General features: G+C 43.4%; 15 protein-coding genes and 4 pseudogenes. 14 read left to right on the forward strand and 5 right to left on the reverse strand.

Annotated features, from left to right (window positions below; genetic code table 11):
* Window positions 1-63: 63 nt before the first annotated feature.
* Window positions 64-186 (forward strand): annotated as a pseudogene (locus tag LGZ98_RS24190) (IS982 family transposase); the annotation flags it as partial.
* 119 nt (window positions 187-305) lie between these two features.
* Here LGZ98_RS24190 and LGZ98_RS02810 read toward each other — a convergent pair.
* Both LGZ98_RS02810 and LGZ98_RS02815 read right to left on the reverse strand, forming a co-directional pair.
* The gene (locus tag LGZ98_RS02810; protein ID WP_228900862.1) at window positions 306-470 is read right to left on the reverse strand and encodes a hypothetical protein; all 165 of its coding nucleotides are present in this window, start codon (window positions 468-470) and stop codon (window positions 306-308) included.
* 149 nt (window positions 471-619) lie between these two features.
* Window positions 620-2,026, reverse strand: a complete 1,407-nt coding sequence (locus LGZ98_RS02815; RefSeq protein WP_113042029.1) for a carbohydrate porin — start codon at window positions 2,024-2,026, stop codon at window positions 620-622.
* Between the two features lie 1,168 nt (window positions 2,027-3,194).
* Here LGZ98_RS02815 and LGZ98_RS02820 point away from each other — a divergent pair.
* The 5 genes from LGZ98_RS02820 (at window position 3,195) to LGZ98_RS02840 (ending at window position 9,801) form a co-directional block, all read left to right on the forward strand.
* Entirely contained in the window at window positions 3,195-3,344 is a 150-nt protein-coding gene (locus LGZ98_RS02820; protein WP_262977676.1) for a hypothetical protein, read from the forward strand.
* Between the two features lie 186 nt (window positions 3,345-3,530).
* Window positions 3,531-5,528, forward strand: a complete 1,998-nt coding sequence (locus LGZ98_RS02825; RefSeq protein ID WP_228900291.1) for a dehydrogenase E1 component subunit alpha/beta — start codon at window positions 3,531-3,533, stop codon at window positions 5,526-5,528.
* 9 nt (window positions 5,529-5,537) lie between these two features.
* The gene (locus LGZ98_RS02830) at window positions 5,538-7,103 is read left to right on the forward strand and encodes a biotin/lipoyl-containing protein (protein ID WP_262977677.1); all 1,566 of its coding nucleotides are present in this window, start codon (window positions 5,538-5,540) and stop codon (window positions 7,101-7,103) included.
* A complete protein-coding gene (locus tag LGZ98_RS02835; protein WP_262977678.1) occupies window positions 7,096-8,946 on the forward strand; it encodes a type I polyketide synthase in 1,851 nt (616 codons plus the stop codon). The genes LGZ98_RS02830 and LGZ98_RS02835 overlap by 8 nt, the downstream gene beginning before the upstream one ends.
* 432 nt (window positions 8,947-9,378) lie before the next feature.
* Window positions 9,379-9,801 (forward strand): cupin domain-containing protein, encoded by a 423-nt coding sequence (locus LGZ98_RS02840; RefSeq protein ID WP_113042025.1) that lies wholly within the window; start codon window positions 9,379-9,381, stop codon window positions 9,799-9,801.
* A 391-nt stretch (window positions 9,802-10,192) separates the two neighbouring features.
* On the opposite strand, the pseudogene LGZ98_RS24420 reads toward LGZ98_RS02840, so the two are convergent.
* Window positions 10,193-10,348: pseudogene (locus tag LGZ98_RS24420) on the reverse strand (IS982 family transposase); the annotation flags it as partial.
* Between the two features lie 143 nt (window positions 10,349-10,491).
* Here LGZ98_RS24420 and LGZ98_RS24195 point away from each other — a divergent pair.
* From LGZ98_RS24195 to LGZ98_RS02845, 3 genes and pseudogenes are all read left to right on the forward strand, one after another.
* Window positions 10,492-10,599, forward strand: a pseudogene (locus tag LGZ98_RS24195) (hypothetical protein); the annotation flags it as partial.
* Window positions 10,600-10,628: 29 nt separating this feature from the next.
* Complete coding sequence (locus LGZ98_RS24200) at window positions 10,629-10,724, forward strand: DUF4160 domain-containing protein (RefSeq protein ID WP_390904641.1); 96 nt, start codon at window positions 10,629-10,631, stop codon at window positions 10,722-10,724.
* Window positions 10,725-10,777: 53 nt separating this feature from the next.
* Window positions 10,778-11,029 (forward strand): DUF2442 domain-containing protein, encoded by a 252-nt coding sequence (locus LGZ98_RS02845; protein ID WP_113042024.1) that lies wholly within the window; start codon window positions 10,778-10,780, stop codon window positions 11,027-11,029.
* 108 nt (window positions 11,030-11,137) lie between these two features.
* Here the strand turns inward: LGZ98_RS02845 and LGZ98_RS02850 are convergent, their stop codons facing one another.
* Window positions 11,138-11,395 carry a colicin E3-like toxin immunity protein gene (locus LGZ98_RS02850; RefSeq protein WP_113042023.1) on the reverse strand — a complete coding sequence of 86 codons (258 nt, stop codon included), beginning with the start codon at window positions 11,393-11,395 and terminating at the stop codon, window positions 11,138-11,140.
* A gap of 8 nt (window positions 11,396-11,403) precedes the next feature.
* Window positions 11,404-11,984: pseudogene (locus LGZ98_RS02860) on the reverse strand (colicin E3/pyocin S6 family cytotoxin); the annotation flags it as partial.
* Window positions 11,985-12,202: 218 nt separating this feature from the next.
* On the opposite strand from LGZ98_RS02860, the gene flhB reads away from it, so the two are divergent.
* The 5 genes from flhB to LGZ98_RS02885 all read left to right on the forward strand — a co-directional run bounded on the left by flhB (window position 12,203) and on the right by LGZ98_RS02885 (window position 18,887).
* Entirely contained in the window at window positions 12,203-13,354 is a 1,152-nt protein-coding gene (flhB, locus tag LGZ98_RS02865; RefSeq protein ID WP_113042022.1) for a flagellar biosynthesis protein FlhB, read from the forward strand.
* Window positions 13,347-15,428: a flagellar biosynthesis protein FlhA gene (gene flhA / locus LGZ98_RS02870; protein WP_113042021.1), complete on the forward strand. Its 2,082-nt coding sequence runs from the start codon at window positions 13,347-13,349 to the stop codon at window positions 15,426-15,428. The genes flhB and flhA overlap by 8 nt, the downstream gene beginning before the upstream one ends.
* An 897-nt stretch (window positions 15,429-16,325) precedes the next feature.
* On the forward strand, window positions 16,326-16,769 hold the full coding sequence (locus tag LGZ98_RS02875) for a hypothetical protein (protein ID WP_113042020.1): 444 nt from the start codon (window positions 16,326-16,328) through the stop codon (window positions 16,767-16,769).
* Between the two features lie 84 nt (window positions 16,770-16,853).
* On the forward strand, window positions 16,854-18,425 hold the full coding sequence (locus tag LGZ98_RS02880; protein WP_262977679.1) for a WD40 repeat domain-containing protein: 1,572 nt from the start codon (window positions 16,854-16,856) through the stop codon (window positions 18,423-18,425).
* 18 nt (window positions 18,426-18,443) lie between these two features.
* On the forward strand, window positions 18,444-18,887 hold the full coding sequence (locus LGZ98_RS02885) for a hypothetical protein (RefSeq protein WP_113042018.1): 444 nt from the start codon (window positions 18,444-18,446) through the stop codon (window positions 18,885-18,887).
* Window positions 18,888-18,907: the final 20 nt, after the last annotated feature.

An 18,907-nucleotide genomic window follows, 5' to 3' on the forward strand; every position in this document is an offset into this window, starting at 1 on the left:
ACCCAATGGATTTCAAGATGCATCGCGGCGGCAAGGGAACGAATCCCCGGGAGCATAGATAACGATGTGACCGGGGTGAGTGAGTGCAGCCAACAAAGAGGCAACTTGAAAGATGACGGGTATATTCCCCGTCATAGAGTATTTGAGAGAGTTGCGCAGCGAGGAAAAACGAGTATGGGCTGGTTTTTATGACTTTTTAAACGAAACCGAGGTTAATTAAGACAAAGTGCCGGAAAAAAAACAGCACTTTGTCAATGAGTTGAAGAAAATCCGTAGAGCGGGTTTTCTTCCTTAAAGGTAGAAAGCTATGCGCTTACCTGTTGGAAGACGGCCAATTCTGCTTGTGAAATTTTTAGCTCATCACGCAGTTGGCTAAGGGCGAGCTGGATACTGGCTTCTTCGACCCGTTCCGCGACTCGTGCCTGCATTTCAGGACTTTCTTTAGCCAACAGTTCTCTGTAAGTAGCCATGATTATTTCTCCAGTTTCGCAAGATGTTTACGGTACTCGGAATCAGCCAGCTGAGTCATATTCCTTCATAGAAGCGTTTCTCATTTAATTCCGTTGTGGATAGTTGGAGACATTGCTCGTCTTGGTCCTGCACACCCATTAGTTTGCAATTAGAAAAGAAATTTAAATCTGGCGCGTGCGCCGTAGCGTCGGTCATTATTACTGTTGGCAATTTTGTTGTTGGCATTTGCCTCCAGCATAGAGACGTAGGCGCCAAGATAGAGATTAAAGTTTTTCATATTCATAATATTAGGAATCTGATATGACATATGGATGGTATTTATATCGTATTTACCCGGTTCATTGAATGGGTGATTAATATATGCGGTTGTATCGTCAGTATTGAACGTTTTGATATTGTTATGGGCATAGATATAACCCAGTTCGAAACGATGCCACATCACATTAATGCCGGTAGTGAAATTATGTTCATCTGAGGCATCCAGATAGGCGGTATTCAGGTTAGCAACAATGCCATCATCAGGATCGGCCTCCAGACCGTTCCAACTTAATGTCATGCCGTAACCATTGCGTCTGGATTGATCGACCCATTGCCCTTGATTATTCTGGTAGCCATAGGCGTTATTGACGACATTACTCTCCATCGCTATGGCTGCACTAAATTGATCTTTTTTCCAGGCTGCTACCGGGCGCAAATAGGCGACATTTTTTTTATTTTCCAGTGTGTTGCCGTGGTAAGTGTTATCTCGGAATAGTGAAGTGCCATCTTCAAGTAGGGTATTGAGTTCGAAATACCAGTTACCTGCGTATTTGCTCAGCATCAAGTTACCACCGCTGTTACTGCGGCCACGTCCTTCTTTCATCATGTAGATATAGCCGAAACCGTCGGCATACAAATCATTGGCGGTATTACCAGAATACTGAATAAAAGTATCTTGGTTGAGTGGGAACATATCGTAAGCTTCAAAACGCCCGATTTTTACCTGCCAGTTTTTCTCATTGCCGAAAAAGAAAGCGGCGTCGTCAAGATTCATTTTGCCAGTCATGTCTGCTAATGGTTGCACTCTAAAGCCGGCAAAGTTGTTGTTTTGATCACGGCGGTAACCGTCCAGTCCGATCAAAATGCGGCCATTAACATTCCAACGCTCTTTGTCGCCAGGTTTCCAGTCTTTATTATCGCTGGTTTTAAGTGAAGTAAGCTGACCGGTTCGGCTGGCGCTATCGAGATTGAATTCTACATCGCCGTATAATTTTAGATCGCCAAAATCATTCAATTTCAAGTTGTTGGTTGATGAAGCACTGTTTTCCAGCGGAGTGGTGCTTTGTGCTATTTGTATGGTCTGTTGTTTGGTTTCGATAGCGTGCTGTTCTAGTTGCTGCGCGCGTTGCTCGGCGGCAGTGGCTCGTGCTTCAGCTTGGGCAGCCCGCTGTTCTGCTTGTTGCAGTCGCTGCTCCAGTGCATCCAGGCGTGCTTCGATGCTATTGGTGGGTGAAGCGAGGGCAGAGGCTGAAAATATTAATCCTGGTGTGACAATCAGATAGTGAAGGTTTTTCATGATATGCTACCCTTTTGGGATATGAGTTATTATATCGTAGTTAAATTATCAAGCTGGTTTTTGGGCTAAAAGATAATTGAGTTGATTAGCAGATCGCAATCAACTCTACTCACCAGATAAAGCTATTGTGATCGAATACTCAAATTCGGTATGAAAGATAAGTAACGGTGGAATGGATTTCCACCACCGGGGTGGTCAGGGTTGCGTTTTCAAGATCAACAGGAATGATTGGCATGGTACGAAAGTGTTGGAATTGTTTGTCAATGTTAAACAAAGGGGGCTGTCAAAGTTGTTGTTATTTGAAATGAGAAAGAGTATCTGAAGTAGAAATAATTGCATGAATTAATCATCTTTCGAAGTATGAAAATGACGCATTTAATTCTATTATTTATAGAGATAAATTCATTAAAATCAATCTGTTGGGAATTATATTTTATCTTATCATTTTTTTAATTTACTATTTAAATGATTGGTAATATATTCAAAAGGTTATGAAATATATTTTTATATGTTGATATCCTACTAATTGCATTATAATATCAGCGTTGTTTGGGATGATAACTTCATAATAATCATATAGTTAAATTTTTTGCTACCCTTTTTGTGATCATTCCCGCATTACTACAGTTTTTTTTATGATAAAACATAAGAGATAATAAGCTAAATTTTTATAAAATATCAGGATTGATGCTGGATGACGTCGTCAATTCAGCTATATCTATTGTTTGATATGAGGAGGTCATTATTGATATTCATCACAAAACATAATGAATTCTAATGTGAGCATAAAGGCTCAAGTTCGATTGATATAATACGTGTTATTATTTAGGCTATGTCTTGGTTAAACATAAAAATACCTAATGAAGAGCTTGTCGAAAAAATCTGATTATCAAAATAATTTAGCAAAGTAATGAATTATTCCTATGTCTTATCATTGCAGGACTCAAAGATATAGGTAACAACCTGTTTTTTAATTGTATTGTGATTATATTGTATTGTAATCATGTAAATGCTGGTGCTTGTTGGCCCTACTCTATAACGAATGGCTGTTGTTCATCGGTTGGAGTTTTTTAAATGGTGTCACATTATGTTCAGGACAATGCTAAAAATTTAGGGAATACCATGACAGCCGAAGCCATTTATGGTTATGGAGATAATTTTTCCCTCCATGTTAGGTGCATATACACTATGGATTTCAAGATGCATCGTGACGGCAAGGGAGCGAATCCCCGGGAGCATAGGTAACTATGTGACCGGGGTGAGCGAGTGCAGCCAACAAAGAGGCAACTTGAAAGATGACGGGTATAAACGTAATTAAAAATTGTGACCGTATACCTCTATCTTTTGCAATTCGTGTAGGCAATAGCCCTACATTCACTTCTTATATCGGGATCTATAGTCTCTCAAGTAATCATGAACGGGACTACCCCGTATTCGCTTTTTTATCAAGCATTAAGCGCAATAACGACAACTACCACGTTAACTATTTGTGAGGAAAAAGAGAGTGATAGACGTACAGATCAATGAAGTACCTCTTAAGGAACACAGCCCTTCAATTAATGATTGTTTGGATGAGCAAAAGTTACTTTATGACATGCTGCTGTCACGGGAATTTGATAATCGTAGTGCGATAGTCACACGACAAGGTCGAGCTTGGTTCCATGTGTCGGCTGCTGGACATGAAGGGTTGGCTGTGTTGCCTCAGCTTATGGAAAAGAATGATGTACTGGTTCCTTACTATCGTGATCGGGCATTAGTATTAGCGCGTGGTATGTCTATTGTTGAAATGACAAGGGAACTTATGGGTAAGGCCACTTCTCACTCGGCCGGCCGAACCATGTCGAATCATTTCTGCTCCAAAGAGCATAATATCTTCTCGGTAGTCAGCTTGACCGGAACCCAATGTATTCCCGCGGCTGGAGCCGCCTGGGCAAGCGTGTTGGACAATAAAAATGGGCTTGTCGTGTGTGGTGTCGGCGATGCGGCGACCCGGCAGGGAGAATTTTATGAAGCGGTCAGCTTTGCAGTTGAAAGGCGTTTGCCGGTAGTCTTTGTGGTTTCCGATAATAAATTGGGTATTAGTACCTCAACGGAGAAGATGGCTCCGTATCGGTTGGGAATATTTAACGAGTGTTTGATTCGCCGCGTTGATGCCCGCAAACCGGAAACTTTGTTTCCTGTTGCACAGGAGGTATTCAATAAGGCGAGATTTGAGCGGACTCCTTGCATATTGGTTTGTCGTATGGATCGGTTAGATTCTCATTCCAATTCAGATTCTCACAAACTGTACCGTACCCCGGATGAGCTGGAGGTGCTACAGGACCCTATTGAAAATTATGTCGCTTATTTAAAGGAAAAAGGAGCGATTACCGAGCAAGCTCTGGCTGAACAAAAAGAGCGCATTAAAGCGGATGTCGCGGAAATATTTGAGCGTGTTTACCACGAAGAAGAGCCTGATCCTGCAAGTGTCAGTACCTATTTATGCAATCGTGAAGGAACGCCTACCGTACATGTTGAGATGGAAGCCGAAGAGACACAGGTCAAAGCGGTAAATCAGGTTTTGGACGAGGCATTGAGTCAGCATCCGAATGTGCTGTTATTTGGTGAGGATATTGAAGATCCTAAAGGTGGTGTTTTTGGTTTCACCCGTGGTTTATCCACTCGCTATCCTGATCGTGTTATTAATGCTCCCCTTTCAGAAGCCACGATTATTGGCTCGTCTGTTGGATTGTCCGCCTGTGGTTGGCGTCCGATTGTTGAACTGCAATTTATTGACTTTGTTGGGCTAGGTCTCAATCAATTACAATCACAACTTGGCACTTTAAGTTGGAGAACGGTAGGAAAATGGCGTTGCCCGGTGGTGATATATGCTCCTTATGGCGCTTATCTCCCTGGTGGTGGTATATGGCACAGCCAAAGCTCGGACGGTATCCTGGCGCATATTCCCGGTATTAACGTTCTTGTTCCAACGACACCGGCTGATACCGTCGCGTTGTTCCGTACCGCGTTAAGTCTGGACATGCCGAGTCTGATCCTGATCCCTAAACACCTTATGAGAGAGCGCCATGAGCGTCGGTTAGTGAGTCCAGTGTCGCTTGGGCAGGCAAATATTGTCAGGGCAGGAAAGGATATTACACTGGTTGCTTGGGGAAATACGATTCAGCTTGCGACTATGGCGGCTCTTCAGGCGGAAAAAGACAATATTGACATTGAAGTGATTGAATTACGTAGTCTGGTACCTTGGGATAAACAACGGATTGCGGAATCTTTACGCAAAACCGGGCGGCTTATCGTTGTACAGGAGGATACCCGGACGGCCAGTGTTGGTGCATCCATTATTGCTGATATTTTGGATGAGAATGACAATTTCTTCTCTTTATTGGCACCTCCGCGTTTGGTGACGCGTGAAGATATTCATATTCCTTTTAATCCTTGTTTAGAGAAAGCTGTTTTACCCGGTACGGATGACATTTTGGCCTCCGTCTATGCGGTAATGAGCTAAGGAGAACTTATGGCACAGTTGCTTATTCCCCCGATGGGAGAAGGAACCACTGAAGTCGTCATCATCCAGTTACTTAAGCAGGTGGGGGATCATGTCAAGCGTGATGAACCTGTTTATGAAATGGAGACGGATAAGGCCGCCTTTACTATTGAGTCTGATGTTGAGGGGATCTTGGAAAAATGGTTGGCGGCGGAAAATGATATTATCCCTGTTGGATCGCCTATTGCAGTCATCAGAGCTGTTGGCGAGATAGCAGAGCCTTCCCCTGTCAGTGAAGAGTTAACGCCTCCGCCGGAGAAAATGGAGAGAGTGGCGGAGGAGGTAGAAAAAATAGAGAAAGTGGAGGCGGCTCCTGAAGTATCCGCTCCTCCTGCGCGTATTCCGCCAAAAACCCGTCAGTACGCACAAGAACACCAAATTGAGCCGCACATTCTTAGCCAACTGGCGGAAAAACATGGGACATTATTGCCTGGTCATATAGATGATTACCTCCAGCAATACCGTGAAATTAAGATATCAGAAGAAACCAGGCCGTCAGAAAAGAGCAATGCAGAAAATGACAATGTGGGTTTTCTGTCCAGAGATCAGCAGCGTCTTAATCGTGCAATACGGTTAAATAGTGCTGCGGTACAACCTTGTTGGGCAGCTAAACCACTACCGATTGAGCTTGTTGATAACGCCATTCATCATTTAACGGAAACCTCCGGGCAACAGGCGTGGATAACGCCATTTCAGGTCATCACTTATGCGATTTCTCAGGCATTGAAAAAATTCCCGATGTTGCGTTCGAGGCCGCTTGATCAAGAGCGTTATCACACTTATACGGATATCAACCTGGGTATTGCTTTTCTGGATGAAAAAGGCGATTTGAGTTCGTTAAAAGTACCGGGAACGCAGACCATGAGCTTTTTTGAGTTCAGGCAACACTTGAATGGTGTACTTGATCCCGATGCGGAAAAACTGCCCGTTGATATTGATGTTCCTATGATGATCTCATATACCGGCAACGATGGTGCTACCTTTGCTGTACCTCTTATTGTGCCACCATCTCAGTCAACATTGTTCATCGGTGCGCCTCACAACAAAGAGATGAACCTCGTTCTGGCATTTAATCACTATCTGCTCAATGGGGTAGAGGCGTCTGAATTTATTACCGAGATTATTACTCAGGTTCGTGTTCTGTCTGGGCCACGATCTACCGTGCATCAGATAGAAGGTAAATCAGGTAAATCGGTTTCCGGGCAATTACGCACGCTGTTGGCGGATTTCCTGAATTGGGACGAAGATTTTACTGAATCAATGATGCAGCGCACTTGGGCTGATTTGGGCATTGATTCGCTCAAGGCAGTAAAACTTGCAGAGTTGATGTCGGCGCATTTTCGTCGAAAATTATCGCCGACGCTGTTCTGGCGTTATAGCTCGCCGCATCGATTGATTGAATATCTTGACACTGCCAAAACTGAACTGACTGAGAATAAACATTCCTTAGATGACTTTATTAATGCGATGCGTAGTCTTGATGGCGAAGCAGCATTAAGGTTACAGCGCCTCATAGAAGGAGGAAAGCATGGATAATCTGTATCACATATATCATTCGCTTAGTCCGAATGAACAACGGATAGCTAAATCTGCCTTGTTGGAGCATTTAAGTTCCATTACTCCCTCAGTAAGTAGTGCGGGTGATACGAAACAGATGCCTATTGCTATTGTGGGCATGGCTTTCCGACTTCCTGGGGCGGAAGATTCTCCAGAGCAGATGTGGGAGATCTTAAGATCTGGACGCAGTGTGATAGAAGAGATGCCAGAGCAGCGGTTTGCATCAGGAAAACCTTACGTCATTCCGTTACCTAAAAAAGCCCTGAAAGCGGGGTTACTCGATAGTATTGATGGTTTTGATGCGCCATTCTTTGGTATTTCTCCGCGAGTTGCGGCCATGATGGATCCGCAACAGAGAATGCTATTAGAGCTGACCTGGCAAGCGATCGAAGATAGCGGCGCCAATCCGCTTGGCTATTCAGGATCAAAGACGGGTGTTTTTATTGGTTCGTGCAGTAATGATTATCGTGAACTTGTTGCGGCCGATATGGCGATGGCAAATGCTTATGCAACGACAGGGACACTGAATTGCCTTCTGGCTAACAGATTGTCATTTTATTACAACTTTATTGGCCCAAGTTTGCAAATTGATACTGCGTGTTCAAGTGGATTGACGGCACTGACTCAAGCGGTGAATTCATTGCGTTCGGGGGAATGCCAACAGGCGATAGTTGGCAGCGTTAACCTATTGAGCAACACATTCAACATGGCTGCTTATTACCGGTCGGGAATGTTATCTAAAGATGGCTGTTGTAGGGTTTTTGACGCGGATGCTAATGGTTTTGTCCGTGGTGAAGGGGCTGTCTGTCTATTCTTGAAAACGCAAAAACAGGCCTTAGAGGATCGGGATCCGATTTATGGATACGTTCGAGCATCGGCGGTCAATCATGGTGGACGTGCTAATTCATTGACTTCGCCTAACCCTGAGCAGCAAATTGCGTTGGTTAAAGATTGCTTGCTACAGGCTGGAATTTCTGCGGAACAAATCAGTTACCTTGAAGCACATGGAACGGGAACCTCGTTGGGTGATCCTATAGAATTTAATGCGCTTAATGAGGTCTTTAATCGTGATGAATCAGGAGAAGCGCTACAACCTTGCTATATTGGTTCAGTAAAAGCCAACATTGGGCATTTAGAAGGCGCTGCGGGGTTAGCTGGCATCGTTAAAGTTTTATTAATGTTGCAGCATAAATCTATTGTACCTAGCGCCGCGTTTCAGCGTTTGAATCCTGAAATTGACAGTGTGGATTCACGTTTACAACTGGCTACAGAGGAAAATTCTTGGCGAGTGGGGGCAGGGCAAAAGCGTTTCGCTGGACTCAGCTCTTTTGGATTGGGAGGCAGCAATTCTCATGTCATTTTAGAGGAGGCGCCAACTCAAGCGCAGCAACAGATTAAAGCCAATTTGGAGGGGTATTATTATCCCATTTCGGCTAATAGCCTGGTATCGTTACAAAAAATGGTGACTATGCTAGGGGATTTTATCGAGAACGATGAAGGCATTGAACTGCCAGCGGTTAGCTGGACATTACAGTTTGGTAGGGCAGCGTTATCCTATCGGGCACTGTTTGTTGCAACATCACGGCAGGATCTTTTGAAGCAGTTACGGGATTTTGCTTCGTCTACTTCAACGAAAGAAGATCAATGGCTACATATGGCAGAAGACGACTCTCGATTTTTATGGTTACGAGGTCAGGATATAGATTGGCGTACTTGCTGGCCTTCCGGGCAGAAACCGCTGCGTATTCGATTGCCCAAATATGCTTTTGAACATCGGCGTTACTGGTTACCTCACAATGAATCCGTGGTTGCAAAACAGTAGGCAGTGAAGCGAGACAGGAAAACCAGAGAGCATGGTGGACACCCCACAATCTCTTACGAGATTGTGGGGTGTCTTTTGTTTGTCTTATGTTTTCGTTTGTATTGAAAGAAGGTCCTCGGCGGATTTGGCTAACCTAATTTTGGGATAATATCATTTTAAACTGGGGTTATCTTTACAAAGATATTTAAAATGAGCGTTTTACAGTGATTGTTGTCACAAAGTGAATATTTGTAAAATACTACTATGGAATTACATATTTCTGTTTGATATATTGTTAATAACCAGTTAGTTTATTTGTCTATATAATTTTGTGATGATTAAATTTTACTGGGAAATATTATTTACTTGATAGAGAGATAGTATTATTTCAATTAATAAAGAGAGATGATAGTTACTTTAAAATTTTATTTATAGAGATAAAAGGAAGGTAATATGGAATTTATTAAAAATAGATTTTGTCACTGGAATGGTGAACATCTCGTTGTCGATACAATGGCTAGAAGTCATAAAATGGTTAACAGTATGGGAACGGGTGAGGGATTAGTTTCGTTTGATGGCTTTGGTGCTGATCTAATTCGTTTCAGTAAAAATGAAGGGATGCAGAATCATACTCACTTAGGGCATCATATCTTATTTGTACTCTCAGGAACGGGTTATGTTATTTATGCTGGTGAAAAGCATGAAATAGAGCCTGGAGTTTGTTATTTTGTGAATGGACAAATAGATCACGCGATTAAAGCAACTAGCGATTTGGTCATGGTTGTTGTCGGTAATAATCATTGTGCGGTTGATTCGCAAGATAGGACGACGCTGGTGCCATATAGAGAGGGAACCCCAGAAGAATTAAAGGTTTAACTTGGGATAAATTGAATTAAACATGTGCTAGTGCTTGGTGAATTGCGAAAATGCCATGATATTCTGCCAGAGATAAAGTATCTAACATTATATTCATGAAGATAATTATAAATCAGGAGAAGTAATTGGAGTGATAAAAGGATGATATAAGATTTTTTCAATCAATATATATGATCATCTCATGAAGGGGATCAGGTACTAGCCGATGAAACATTAGATTTACTGTAAATAAAATGGAGAAATATATTAGAGATAATATTCTATTGTAATAATAAAGGTGGGAAGGACTATTGAAATTATTTAAATATAATATTTAAATTGGAAAATAATTTAAATGGGTGGTGATAATGCATTTCTGAATGGAAATTAACTTAAATAACCTGAGTTCTGGTTAAGCCGTTACTAACATATCCATTTCTAAGCAGGAAATATTCAGTGATTTTGTTCTCTTTGAGACAATAAGCTATCTGTCCCCTAATACATTTAACATTAATCCTTGCACACTACAGTGTCGTGAATGTTCTATTTGAGAAATATTGGGTATCTGTATTTAGGGATTGATGAACCAACTAAAGGATTCCCTTTCTCGATATTTATATCTCGTATTTCATGATTGAGTAGTGTCAATCTTAGTGCTACTGTAAATGGTATTACGTGATTGGTGAATCATTGTTTCTCAGGCCATTACAAATGCCAACTATCAGTGAGTTTTTTGGCATCCTGATCCGGATGTACTACGACGACCATAATCCGCTTCATTTCCATGCTTATTTCCATGCTTACTACGGTGGACATGAGGCTATTATCTCAATTGAAACCTTGAGACCTTGGAAGTCATGGAAGGCTCATTGCCCAAACGAGCAAGGGCTCTGGTCATCGAATGGGCGGTTGAGCACAGGCAGGATCTGCTGAATGACTGGTAACTGGCTGAGCAGCATCAGCCTCTCAACAAGATTGAACCGCTGGAGTGATTATCATGCGCAGAGTAACGAAAGTGGAAATAAAGCCAGAATACACCCTGGCGGTGACGTTCGATGATGGCACCTATGGAGAGGTGTGCATCGCGGATCGGTTGTTCGGACCCATGTTCGAGCCACTGAAAGAGCAGAAATTCTTTGCCCAAGCGCGTGTTGATGAGTGTGGCGCAGTGTGCTGGCCGAATAATGCTGATCTGGCACCCGACGCACTCTACAAAAAGCTTAAATCCCACTTAAGGGGTAATATATGACTGAACTGTTTGCATTGCTTGCGTTTTTTGGCGTGTATGGAACGAAAACCTAGTTAAACACGGATAGCGGTTTATTGATCATTATCCCACTATCCGCTGAATCTCTGTTTACCACAAATATCGATAATCAAAAGAGATTTGATAATCATAAGCTGATAAATCAATTTGATGCCTGAAATGGGGCTGTAGAATACTCACCCATTTAGATTCCACATCAAAGCCGCCGTTATTTATATTATCTTCTGTTGATATGCCTAATCCACTAACCATAACATCAGCATTATCTTCAAAATCTTTAGAATATTCACATCCTTCCCCTAATTCTGTTTGTTTATCAAACCATTCCAATCTTAATTTTAATCCCATTATATACCTCACAAATATTGTTTAATGTTTCGCCCTTTGATAGCAGGTTTTAGCTCTTTTCCAGTCTTATAATCTATAGAGCAAAGGTGCTCACCATCACTTACTCGGTAAACTTCCAATTCACCATGCTGAGAGTCCCATTCATAAATTCTTCGGCCTTTACTATCTACCCATCTATCCCGTTTACCACCCCCATTTTGTTTTGGAGTTTTTTTCTTAGCTGACCGTAACCCAGAAACCCCAGTAATTTCCTCTGTTTTTGGGCAGGATAATAATTGTGTCCATCTTGTGGCAATCCACTTCTAGGCTTACTCAAATACACATACACCGGTGGCATATTAGGGATGGGGAGTATCAGAATATAATCCCGAAAATCCTTCTCTTCCGGCATTGGCAACGATTCAATATCGCTGCCGACTTTATCCGGGATCGGTAACACGGTTATCTGCGATGGAATAAACGGCTGTTCCTCATTCCCGGTATGGGGTGGAACTTTGAATTCCTGCTCGTTTGGTGTCCATAAAATTGTTGGCTGGTATTCTCCCGGTTCCCAGAACTCATAATCACCGGTGACCGGATTCCGTTTCATCATAAGATCGAATTTTTTGCTTTTAGCTCTGATGCTAAGTGGATAACAGTTTGATTAGTTGTATTGAACCACTTACTGTTATTGAACTTGATCCCGCAAATACCCGGTCAAATTTCTCATTGTTCCAGCCATCGGATTTTTTCTCTTTTGTCATGCTAACCGCCATTTGATTCCATATTTTCTGATTGATAGCGTTTGAAAATCTGACAAGGAAAGCCGTGGCTGAAGATAGCGATCTTGAGAAAACAGAAGAACCCACGTCCCATAAGCGGGAAAAAGCGCGAAAAGAGGGGCAGGTAGCCCGCTCCAGAGAACTGAGTTCTATCTTGATGTTGACCAGTGGTTTAAGTTTGCTCTGGATGAGCGGTCAGTCAATGACGCATGAATTGTCGTTGATGGTGTTTGAAGGGTTTAGCTTTGATCACAGTATGGTCAGCAATGATAAGCAGATGGTTCAACAGATTGGTAGGTTGCTGCAACAGGCTGTTTTGGCCCTGCTGCCAGTTTTTGCTGGATTAGTGTTAGTTGCATTAAGTGCCCCGGCGCTATTGGGTGGATTAGTGTTCAGTACCAAATCCATCAAATTTGATCCGAAAAAATTGAACCCCATTTCTGGCCTGAAACGTATTTTTTCAATGAATGCGTTGGCGGAATTATTCAAAGCGCTACTTAAAGCGGGATTTGTCGGTATTGGTGCTGCTTTGTTCCTTTGGATGAACTGGCCTGCCATGTTACGGCTCATAGCTCAACCGCCACTGTTGGCACTGGATGATGCTATGCAAATGCTGATATTCGCCGGTTATGTGGTGGTTTTCATGTTGATACCGATGGTGGCTTTCGATGTTGTTTACCAGATATACAGCCATTTGAAAAAACTGAGAATGACCCGGCAGGAAATAAAGGATGAATTTAAAGAACAAGAGGGGGACCCACATGTTAAAGCGCGTATCCGTCAGCAACAACGGGCGGCTGCTCGTCAGCGTATGATGGCGGATGTACCGAAAGCGGATGTCATTGTCACCAACCCAACTCACTATGCTGTTGCTCTGAAATATGATGAAAAAGCGATGAGTGCGCCAAAAGTATTGGCGAAAGGGGCGGGGATTATTGCATTACGGATTAAAGAGATAGGTACAGAAAACCGCATTCCATTACTTGAGGCGCCGCCACTTGCCAGGGCACTTTATCGCCATAGTGAAGTTGGCGGGCAAATTCCCGCGACACTTTATGCGGCAGTCGCGGAAGTCCTTGCTTGGGTCTACCAATTGAAACGTTGGAAACGGGAAGGCGGCTTGAAGCCGAAGAAACCTGAAAATCTGCCAGTGCCGCCAGCACTGGATTTTGCTGGAGAAAATAATCGTCATGGCTAATCTGGCCTCTATACTTCGTTTACCGGGCAATATGAAAGGCTCGCAATGGCAAATGCTTGCCGGGCCGGTATTGATCCTCTTGATTTTGTCGATGATGGTATTGCCATTGCCGCCATTCATGCTCGATTTGCTGTTTACGTTTAACATAGCGCTATCAATCATGGTGTTGCTGGTGGCGATGTTTACCCGGCGTACGCTAGATTTTGCTGCATTTCCGACCATTTTGCTGTTTTCCACGTTATTGCGCTTATCTCTTAACGTAGCTTCAACCCGTATCATTTTGTTGGAAGGGCACACGGGTTCTGCGGCAGCGGGGCACGTTGTAGAGGCATTTGGTCATTTTCTGGTTGGTGGCAACTTCGCTATCGGTATTGTGGTATTTATCATCTTGGTATTGATTAACTTTATGGTCATTACTAAAGGTGCGGGGCGGATTGCCGAAGTGGGCGCCCGTTTTGTGTTGGATGGCATGCCAGGTAAACAGATGGCAATTGATGCCGATTTAAATGCCGGATTAATTGGTGAAGAAGAAGCGAAGAAACGCCGTACTGAGGTGACACAAGAATCGGATTTTTATGGTTCGATGGATGGTGCCAGTAAGTTTGTGCGTGGCGATGCGATTGCGGGATTGATGATCTTAGTTATCAACGTCGTTGGTGGCTTAATTGTTGGTGTGGCTCAACATGGTATGAGTTTGGGGGATGCGGGAGAAGCGTATACCCTGTTAACCATTGGTGATGGTTTGGTTGCACAGTTACCTGCTCTCATTATTTCTACTGCGGCGGGTGTTATTGTTACCCGTGTAGCAACGGATCAGGACGTTGGTCAGCAGATGGTGACTCAACTGTTCAACAATCCCAGAGTGATGATGTTGAGTGCGGGTGTTCTCGGATTGTTGGGCATGGTACCGGGAATGCCCAATTTTGTTTTCCTGTTATTTACCGCGGCATTGGCTGGTCTTGGCTGGTATCTATATTGCCGTACTGATGCGCCGGCAATAAATACAGAAAAACCAAAAATAGAAGAGCAGCAACAGACATCAGAAGCTTCATGGTCCGATGTTCAGCTTGAAGATCCTTTGGGTATGGAAGTGGGATATCGCCTGATCCCGATGGTTGATTTTCGGCAAAATGGTGAGTTATTGGGGAGAATCAGCGGAATTCGTAAGAAATTTGCCCAAGAGATGGGATACTTACCGCCGGTTGTTCATATCCGGGATAACCTTGAACTGGCCCCAGCGGGCTACCGTATTTTGATGAAAGGAGTGGAAATTGGTCGTGGTGAAGCGCATCCGGGGCGCTGGCTGGCGATTAATCCCGGTGGTGCAGTGGGGGAATTGCCAGGTGATATCACGAAAGATCCCGCTTTTGGCCTGTCTGCGGTTTGGATTGATGATAGCCTCAGAGAGCAAGCTCAGGTTCAGGGGTACACGGTGGTTGCCGCCAGTACGGTTGTTGCGACCCATATGAATCATCTGTTGACGCAATATGCCAATGAATTGTTTGGTCGTCAGGAAGCCCAGCAACTGTTTGAGCGAGTCAGCCAAGAGATGCCTAAACTGACGGAGGACTTTATTCCTGATGTTGTTAATCTGACAACCTTGCATAAGGTGCTTCAAAATCTGTTGTCCGAACAAGTGCCGATTCGAGACATGCGGACAATTATTGAAACCTTGGCTGAACATGCACCTGGACAAACTGATCCCTATGAATTGACATCTTTGGTTAGAATTGCGCTTGGTCGGGCAATTGCTCAACAGTGGTTCCCCGGAGCGCAGGAAATTCAGGTCATCGGATTGGATGCGGGCCTTGAGCGCTTGTTAATTCAGGCGTTACAAAATGGCGGTGGTTTGGAACCCGGATTGGCGGATAACTTGCAACGGCAAGCAACGGAAGCACTACAACGTCAGGAAATGTTGGGCGCGCCTCCGGTACTGTTGGTCAATCATGCATTACGCCCGCTGTTATCGCGTTTCTTGCGTAGGGCTTTGCCTCAATTAGTGGTTTTATCTAATCTTGAAATCAGTGATAACCGTCAAATTCGTATGACTGCGACCATTGGTGGTAATGGATAGCGAGTGACTTGCTCCCGCCGCTCAGTCATAGGTGACTCTGGCGGGGGCTGCTTAATTCTCTTTTCAGGGCTTAAATCTTGCCACATTAACCGTTTTATCCCTTGTTGATTGCGTTATTTTTATAGTTTTCTGCGTAAAATAACCTCGATAAAACACCGGAGTACGGGGTTTTAAATGGTTATGGCTGGGTAGATAAATGTAAAATCAGCGGAAGATAGTTTCAGATCTTTTACCTGCTTTAAAAAATCTTTAATCGCTTTTTTTATCTTTATTGATTAAAGTTTTTACCTGTTTTTACCTTATGCGTTTGTCCTTTTTTCCAGAGTTTAAAAACACGCTGACAGACAAAAAACGATTTCTCTTAACTGCTGTTTTATCACTTTCATATTCTGAATTATTTAATGTGGATAATTATAATTTTGGTGTTATTTAAGTGTGCGCGATATTTTCTTGATTATTAAAGTGAAATGTTTTTATTATGTGGCAATGAAATAGCTCGGTGTAAATACGTAACATTTATAAGTATCATTGATTATTATGTTTTTTCTAATAAAACTCTTGGTTGATTAAATTAAATCTAATTAAATAAATAGTTATTGCGATACCAATGGAATATTGTTTAAACGATATCTTTTTATGTGATATTTTTAAAAAAAAGTAATTAAAATTTTATTAAATGGCTGGCAAAAATTCACTTTTCTATAATGCTTAAATATAGCTGATTGTTTCAAACGAAAAACGAAAAACGAAAAACGAAAAACGAAAAACGAATAACGTAGTCAAGTTAAATATTAAATAAGTGTTATCGGGAGCGAGTTTTCCGAGGGCTGTATCAACTATCAACTATCAACATCAACTATATGACCAAGGTCTGACTTTATTAATGGGGGGGACATTATGTCCACTGAACCGCCGCTACATCAGGAAGATATTGTCGTGATACATGTTGCCACACCCGATGATTTGGCAAAGTTTGCTGATCAATCACTCTTCTGGAATAAAGAAACTTATGAGCAGATGAAAACTGCGGAGGTATTGTTTACACCAGCAGGAGAGACTCCACTTGGTCTTGGAATTAAATATGTCGCTACGCCTGATGATTTGGCGAAGTTTGTCGATGAAGAAGGCTATTGGAATGAGAAAACCTACGAACAGATGGAGGTTAAGAGGGTGTTATTTATACCAGCAGAAAAAATACGCGGGGTGGGGATTAAACATGTTGCTACGCCCGACGATTTGGCGAAGTTTGCCGATGAAGAGCTCTTCTGGCGTAAGAAAGACTACGAGCAGCTAAAAGCCGCAGAGGTGCTGTTTGTACCAAGAGAAGGAATGCCTGGTTAGGGGGGATTGTTTATCCAGAAAGTAAAAGAATAGAACGGCGTGTAACAACGTTAATTTATTTGTCATTCTGCATTGGAGGTATTAATGGCTCACAACAAGATATTTACATCCAGAGAGAATAATTTGTTGGATAAAGAGGAAGTTAAATCCTGGTTTAAATTATATTCCATGCCGAAAAGTGAAAATTATACTCAATTGGTGCAAATCGCGGCGGAAGCTCGGCGTTTAGCCGGGCTGGACCCTGGTCAGATCGATAATAGTCCAGGCGCAGGATTGAACCGAGATCTGGATGAGGTGAATTTACTCTTGGTGAATCCCGGTGAAGGGGTGCATATCGGAGAAGACCGTGAAATTGCGGTTAATATTAATAAGGACAGCGGCTTACAGTTTATTAATGGCGAATTGGGATTACGCTCCGACTTTAAATTGTCGCTGGAATTATTTGAGAGTTTTACGGAGGAACAACAAAGAGAACTTTACCGTTGGCTGATTCATGCTGGGGAGATGGCAGCGAGTAAAGTGCAGTTGCCCGCGTTTGATTTGCCGGCTAACGGTAACAATAAAAACCTTGGCTCTGTTGTCAGTGTCAGCGGTGATGGGAAAACTATCGCGCTTAGTGGGGCAGAAGGAAAGGAACCTGTATATCTATTTTCTTATACCGATAACGGCTGGCGGCAGCAATTCGCTGATTACGTCAGTGGTTATGGCGGCAGAGCACTAAGCCTGAATCGAAACGGTAATGTTCTCGCGGTGGGTATTGATAATCGGAGCAGTGATGGTGGGCATGGTTCAGTGTTCGTTTATCACAGATTGGCAAATGGTGTGTGGGAGAAATCGGCCAAACTTTGGCTGAGTGAGGCGAACGTTCAGCAGCATTTCGGTTGTTCTGTGAGCCTGAGCGCAGACGGCACCCTATTAGCAGTAGGTGCTTATGGCTGGGGATCGGGTTCACTGGCTAATTGTGGTGCAGTGTATCTTTATCAGTATGACGGAAAGAAATGGTCACAGCTTGGTGAGCGTCTGACCTTAGCTTCTCCGGCACAGGGCGATATGTTTGGCGTCAAACTGAGCTTGAGTGCAGATGGTTCAACCTTAGCAGTGGCAGCAACGGGGCGTAACGGTAATAACGGTGAAGTGACGTTATTTCATCGTCACGGGGAATATTGGCAGCCGCAACCGCCACTCAGTTCGCAGACCTATCCTTCACTCAAGAGCAGTGACAGCTTTGGTGCTAGTCTCAGCCTGAACGATAGCGGCGATATTTTGGCGGTGGGGTGTCCGGGAGAGAAGGGCAATGTTGGTGCGGTCTATTTGTACCAGCGTTACCGTAATGCATGGCAATCCATGGGGATACTGAGAGAAGCGGTGACTGCCGGGGAAAGGTTTGGCAGTGAGCTGTCTTTGAGTAGTGACGGTCAGATACTGGTGGTGTCAACACCTGTTGGTAAAGATAACACTGGTGTGCAAACCGGTGCAGGATGGTGGTTTAGTTATCAGGATGAACAATGGATTACGCAGGGCAGATTACTGGCAGTGGATGGGGAATTAAACCATAAATTTGGTGCCGGCATTTGTCTTAGCGGTGACGGCAATACGTTGGCGATTGGCGCCAGTGGCTGGAAGAGTGGAGAAGGGAAAGTTTACCTTTACGACTAGCTAAATGAGGAAAAAACGATGGCGAAAGAGATAACAGATGAAACGGTTAGCCAGCTTAGTGCTCACTTCGCCCCTGGCAAGATCCCGACTGAGGCGGCATTTTATTCACTGATTGATTGGGCCATATTGTGGCGACAGCTTTTTGGTTGGCGGGATAGTGATCAAACTTATCATCCGGGAGTTGGATTGCAGGTTATCGACAACCGTTTGGCGGTTAAGATTGGTGATGGCATCTCGTTGGAACCGAAAGGGCTTGCGTTAAAGCTACAGCTCGATGGGGGATTGATGTTAGATAAATCCGGGGTGCTGTCGGTGGATGGGACTGTAGCGGTTTCGGCCCAAGCTTTTAAATTGCTTCCTGAGGAGACGCAGAAACAAATTGCCAAGTTGTTATTGGATGCGGGCACAGGAGGTAGAAAACAGATGACAGATGACAGAGAACAGAAGACAGAGAATAGATGACGGTGACTGTCTAATATGGC

This window comes from Photorhabdus kayaii, from assembly GCF_025384895.1.
GTDB lineage: Bacteria > Pseudomonadota > Gammaproteobacteria > Enterobacterales > Enterobacteriaceae > Photorhabdus > Photorhabdus kayaii.

What these genes read in the sequence shown, in the direction of transcription:
- LGZ98_RS02820 (WP_262977676.1), top strand. Translation starts at nt 3,195, where the DNA reads ATGTTAGGTGCATATACACTATGGATTTCAAGATGCATCGTGACGGCA.
- LGZ98_RS02880 (WP_262977679.1), top strand. Translation starts at nt 16,854, where the DNA reads ATGGCTCACAACAAGATATTTACATCCAGAGAGAATAATTTGTTGGAT.
- LGZ98_RS02845 (WP_113042024.1), top strand. Translation starts at nt 10,778, where the DNA reads ATGCGCAGAGTAACGAAAGTGGAAATAAAGCCAGAATACACCCTGGCG.
- LGZ98_RS02885 (WP_113042018.1), top strand. Translation starts at nt 18,444, where the DNA reads ATGGCGAAAGAGATAACAGATGAAACGGTTAGCCAGCTTAGTGCTCAC.
- LGZ98_RS02840 (WP_113042025.1), top strand. Translation starts at nt 9,379, where the DNA reads ATGGAATTTATTAAAAATAGATTTTGTCACTGGAATGGTGAACATCTC.
- LGZ98_RS02830 (WP_262977677.1), top strand. Translation starts at nt 5,538, where the DNA reads ATGGCACAGTTGCTTATTCCCCCGATGGGAGAAGGAACCACTGAAGTC.
- LGZ98_RS02835 (WP_262977678.1), top strand. Translation starts at nt 7,096, where the DNA reads ATGGATAATCTGTATCACATATATCATTCGCTTAGTCCGAATGAACAA.
- LGZ98_RS02810 (WP_228900862.1), bottom strand. Translation starts at nt 470, where the DNA reads ATGGCTACTTACAGAGAACTGTTGGCTAAAGAAAGTCCTGAAATGCAG.
- LGZ98_RS02850 (WP_113042023.1), bottom strand. Translation starts at nt 11,395, where the DNA reads ATGGGATTAAAATTAAGATTGGAATGGTTTGATAAACAAACAGAATTA.
- LGZ98_RS02815 (WP_113042029.1), bottom strand. Translation starts at nt 2,026, where the DNA reads ATGAAAAACCTTCACTATCTGATTGTCACACCAGGATTAATATTTTCA.
- flhA (WP_113042021.1), top strand. Translation starts at nt 13,347, where the DNA reads ATGGCTAATCTGGCCTCTATACTTCGTTTACCGGGCAATATGAAAGGC.
- LGZ98_RS02875 (WP_113042020.1), top strand. Translation starts at nt 16,326, where the DNA reads ATGTCCACTGAACCGCCGCTACATCAGGAAGATATTGTCGTGATACAT.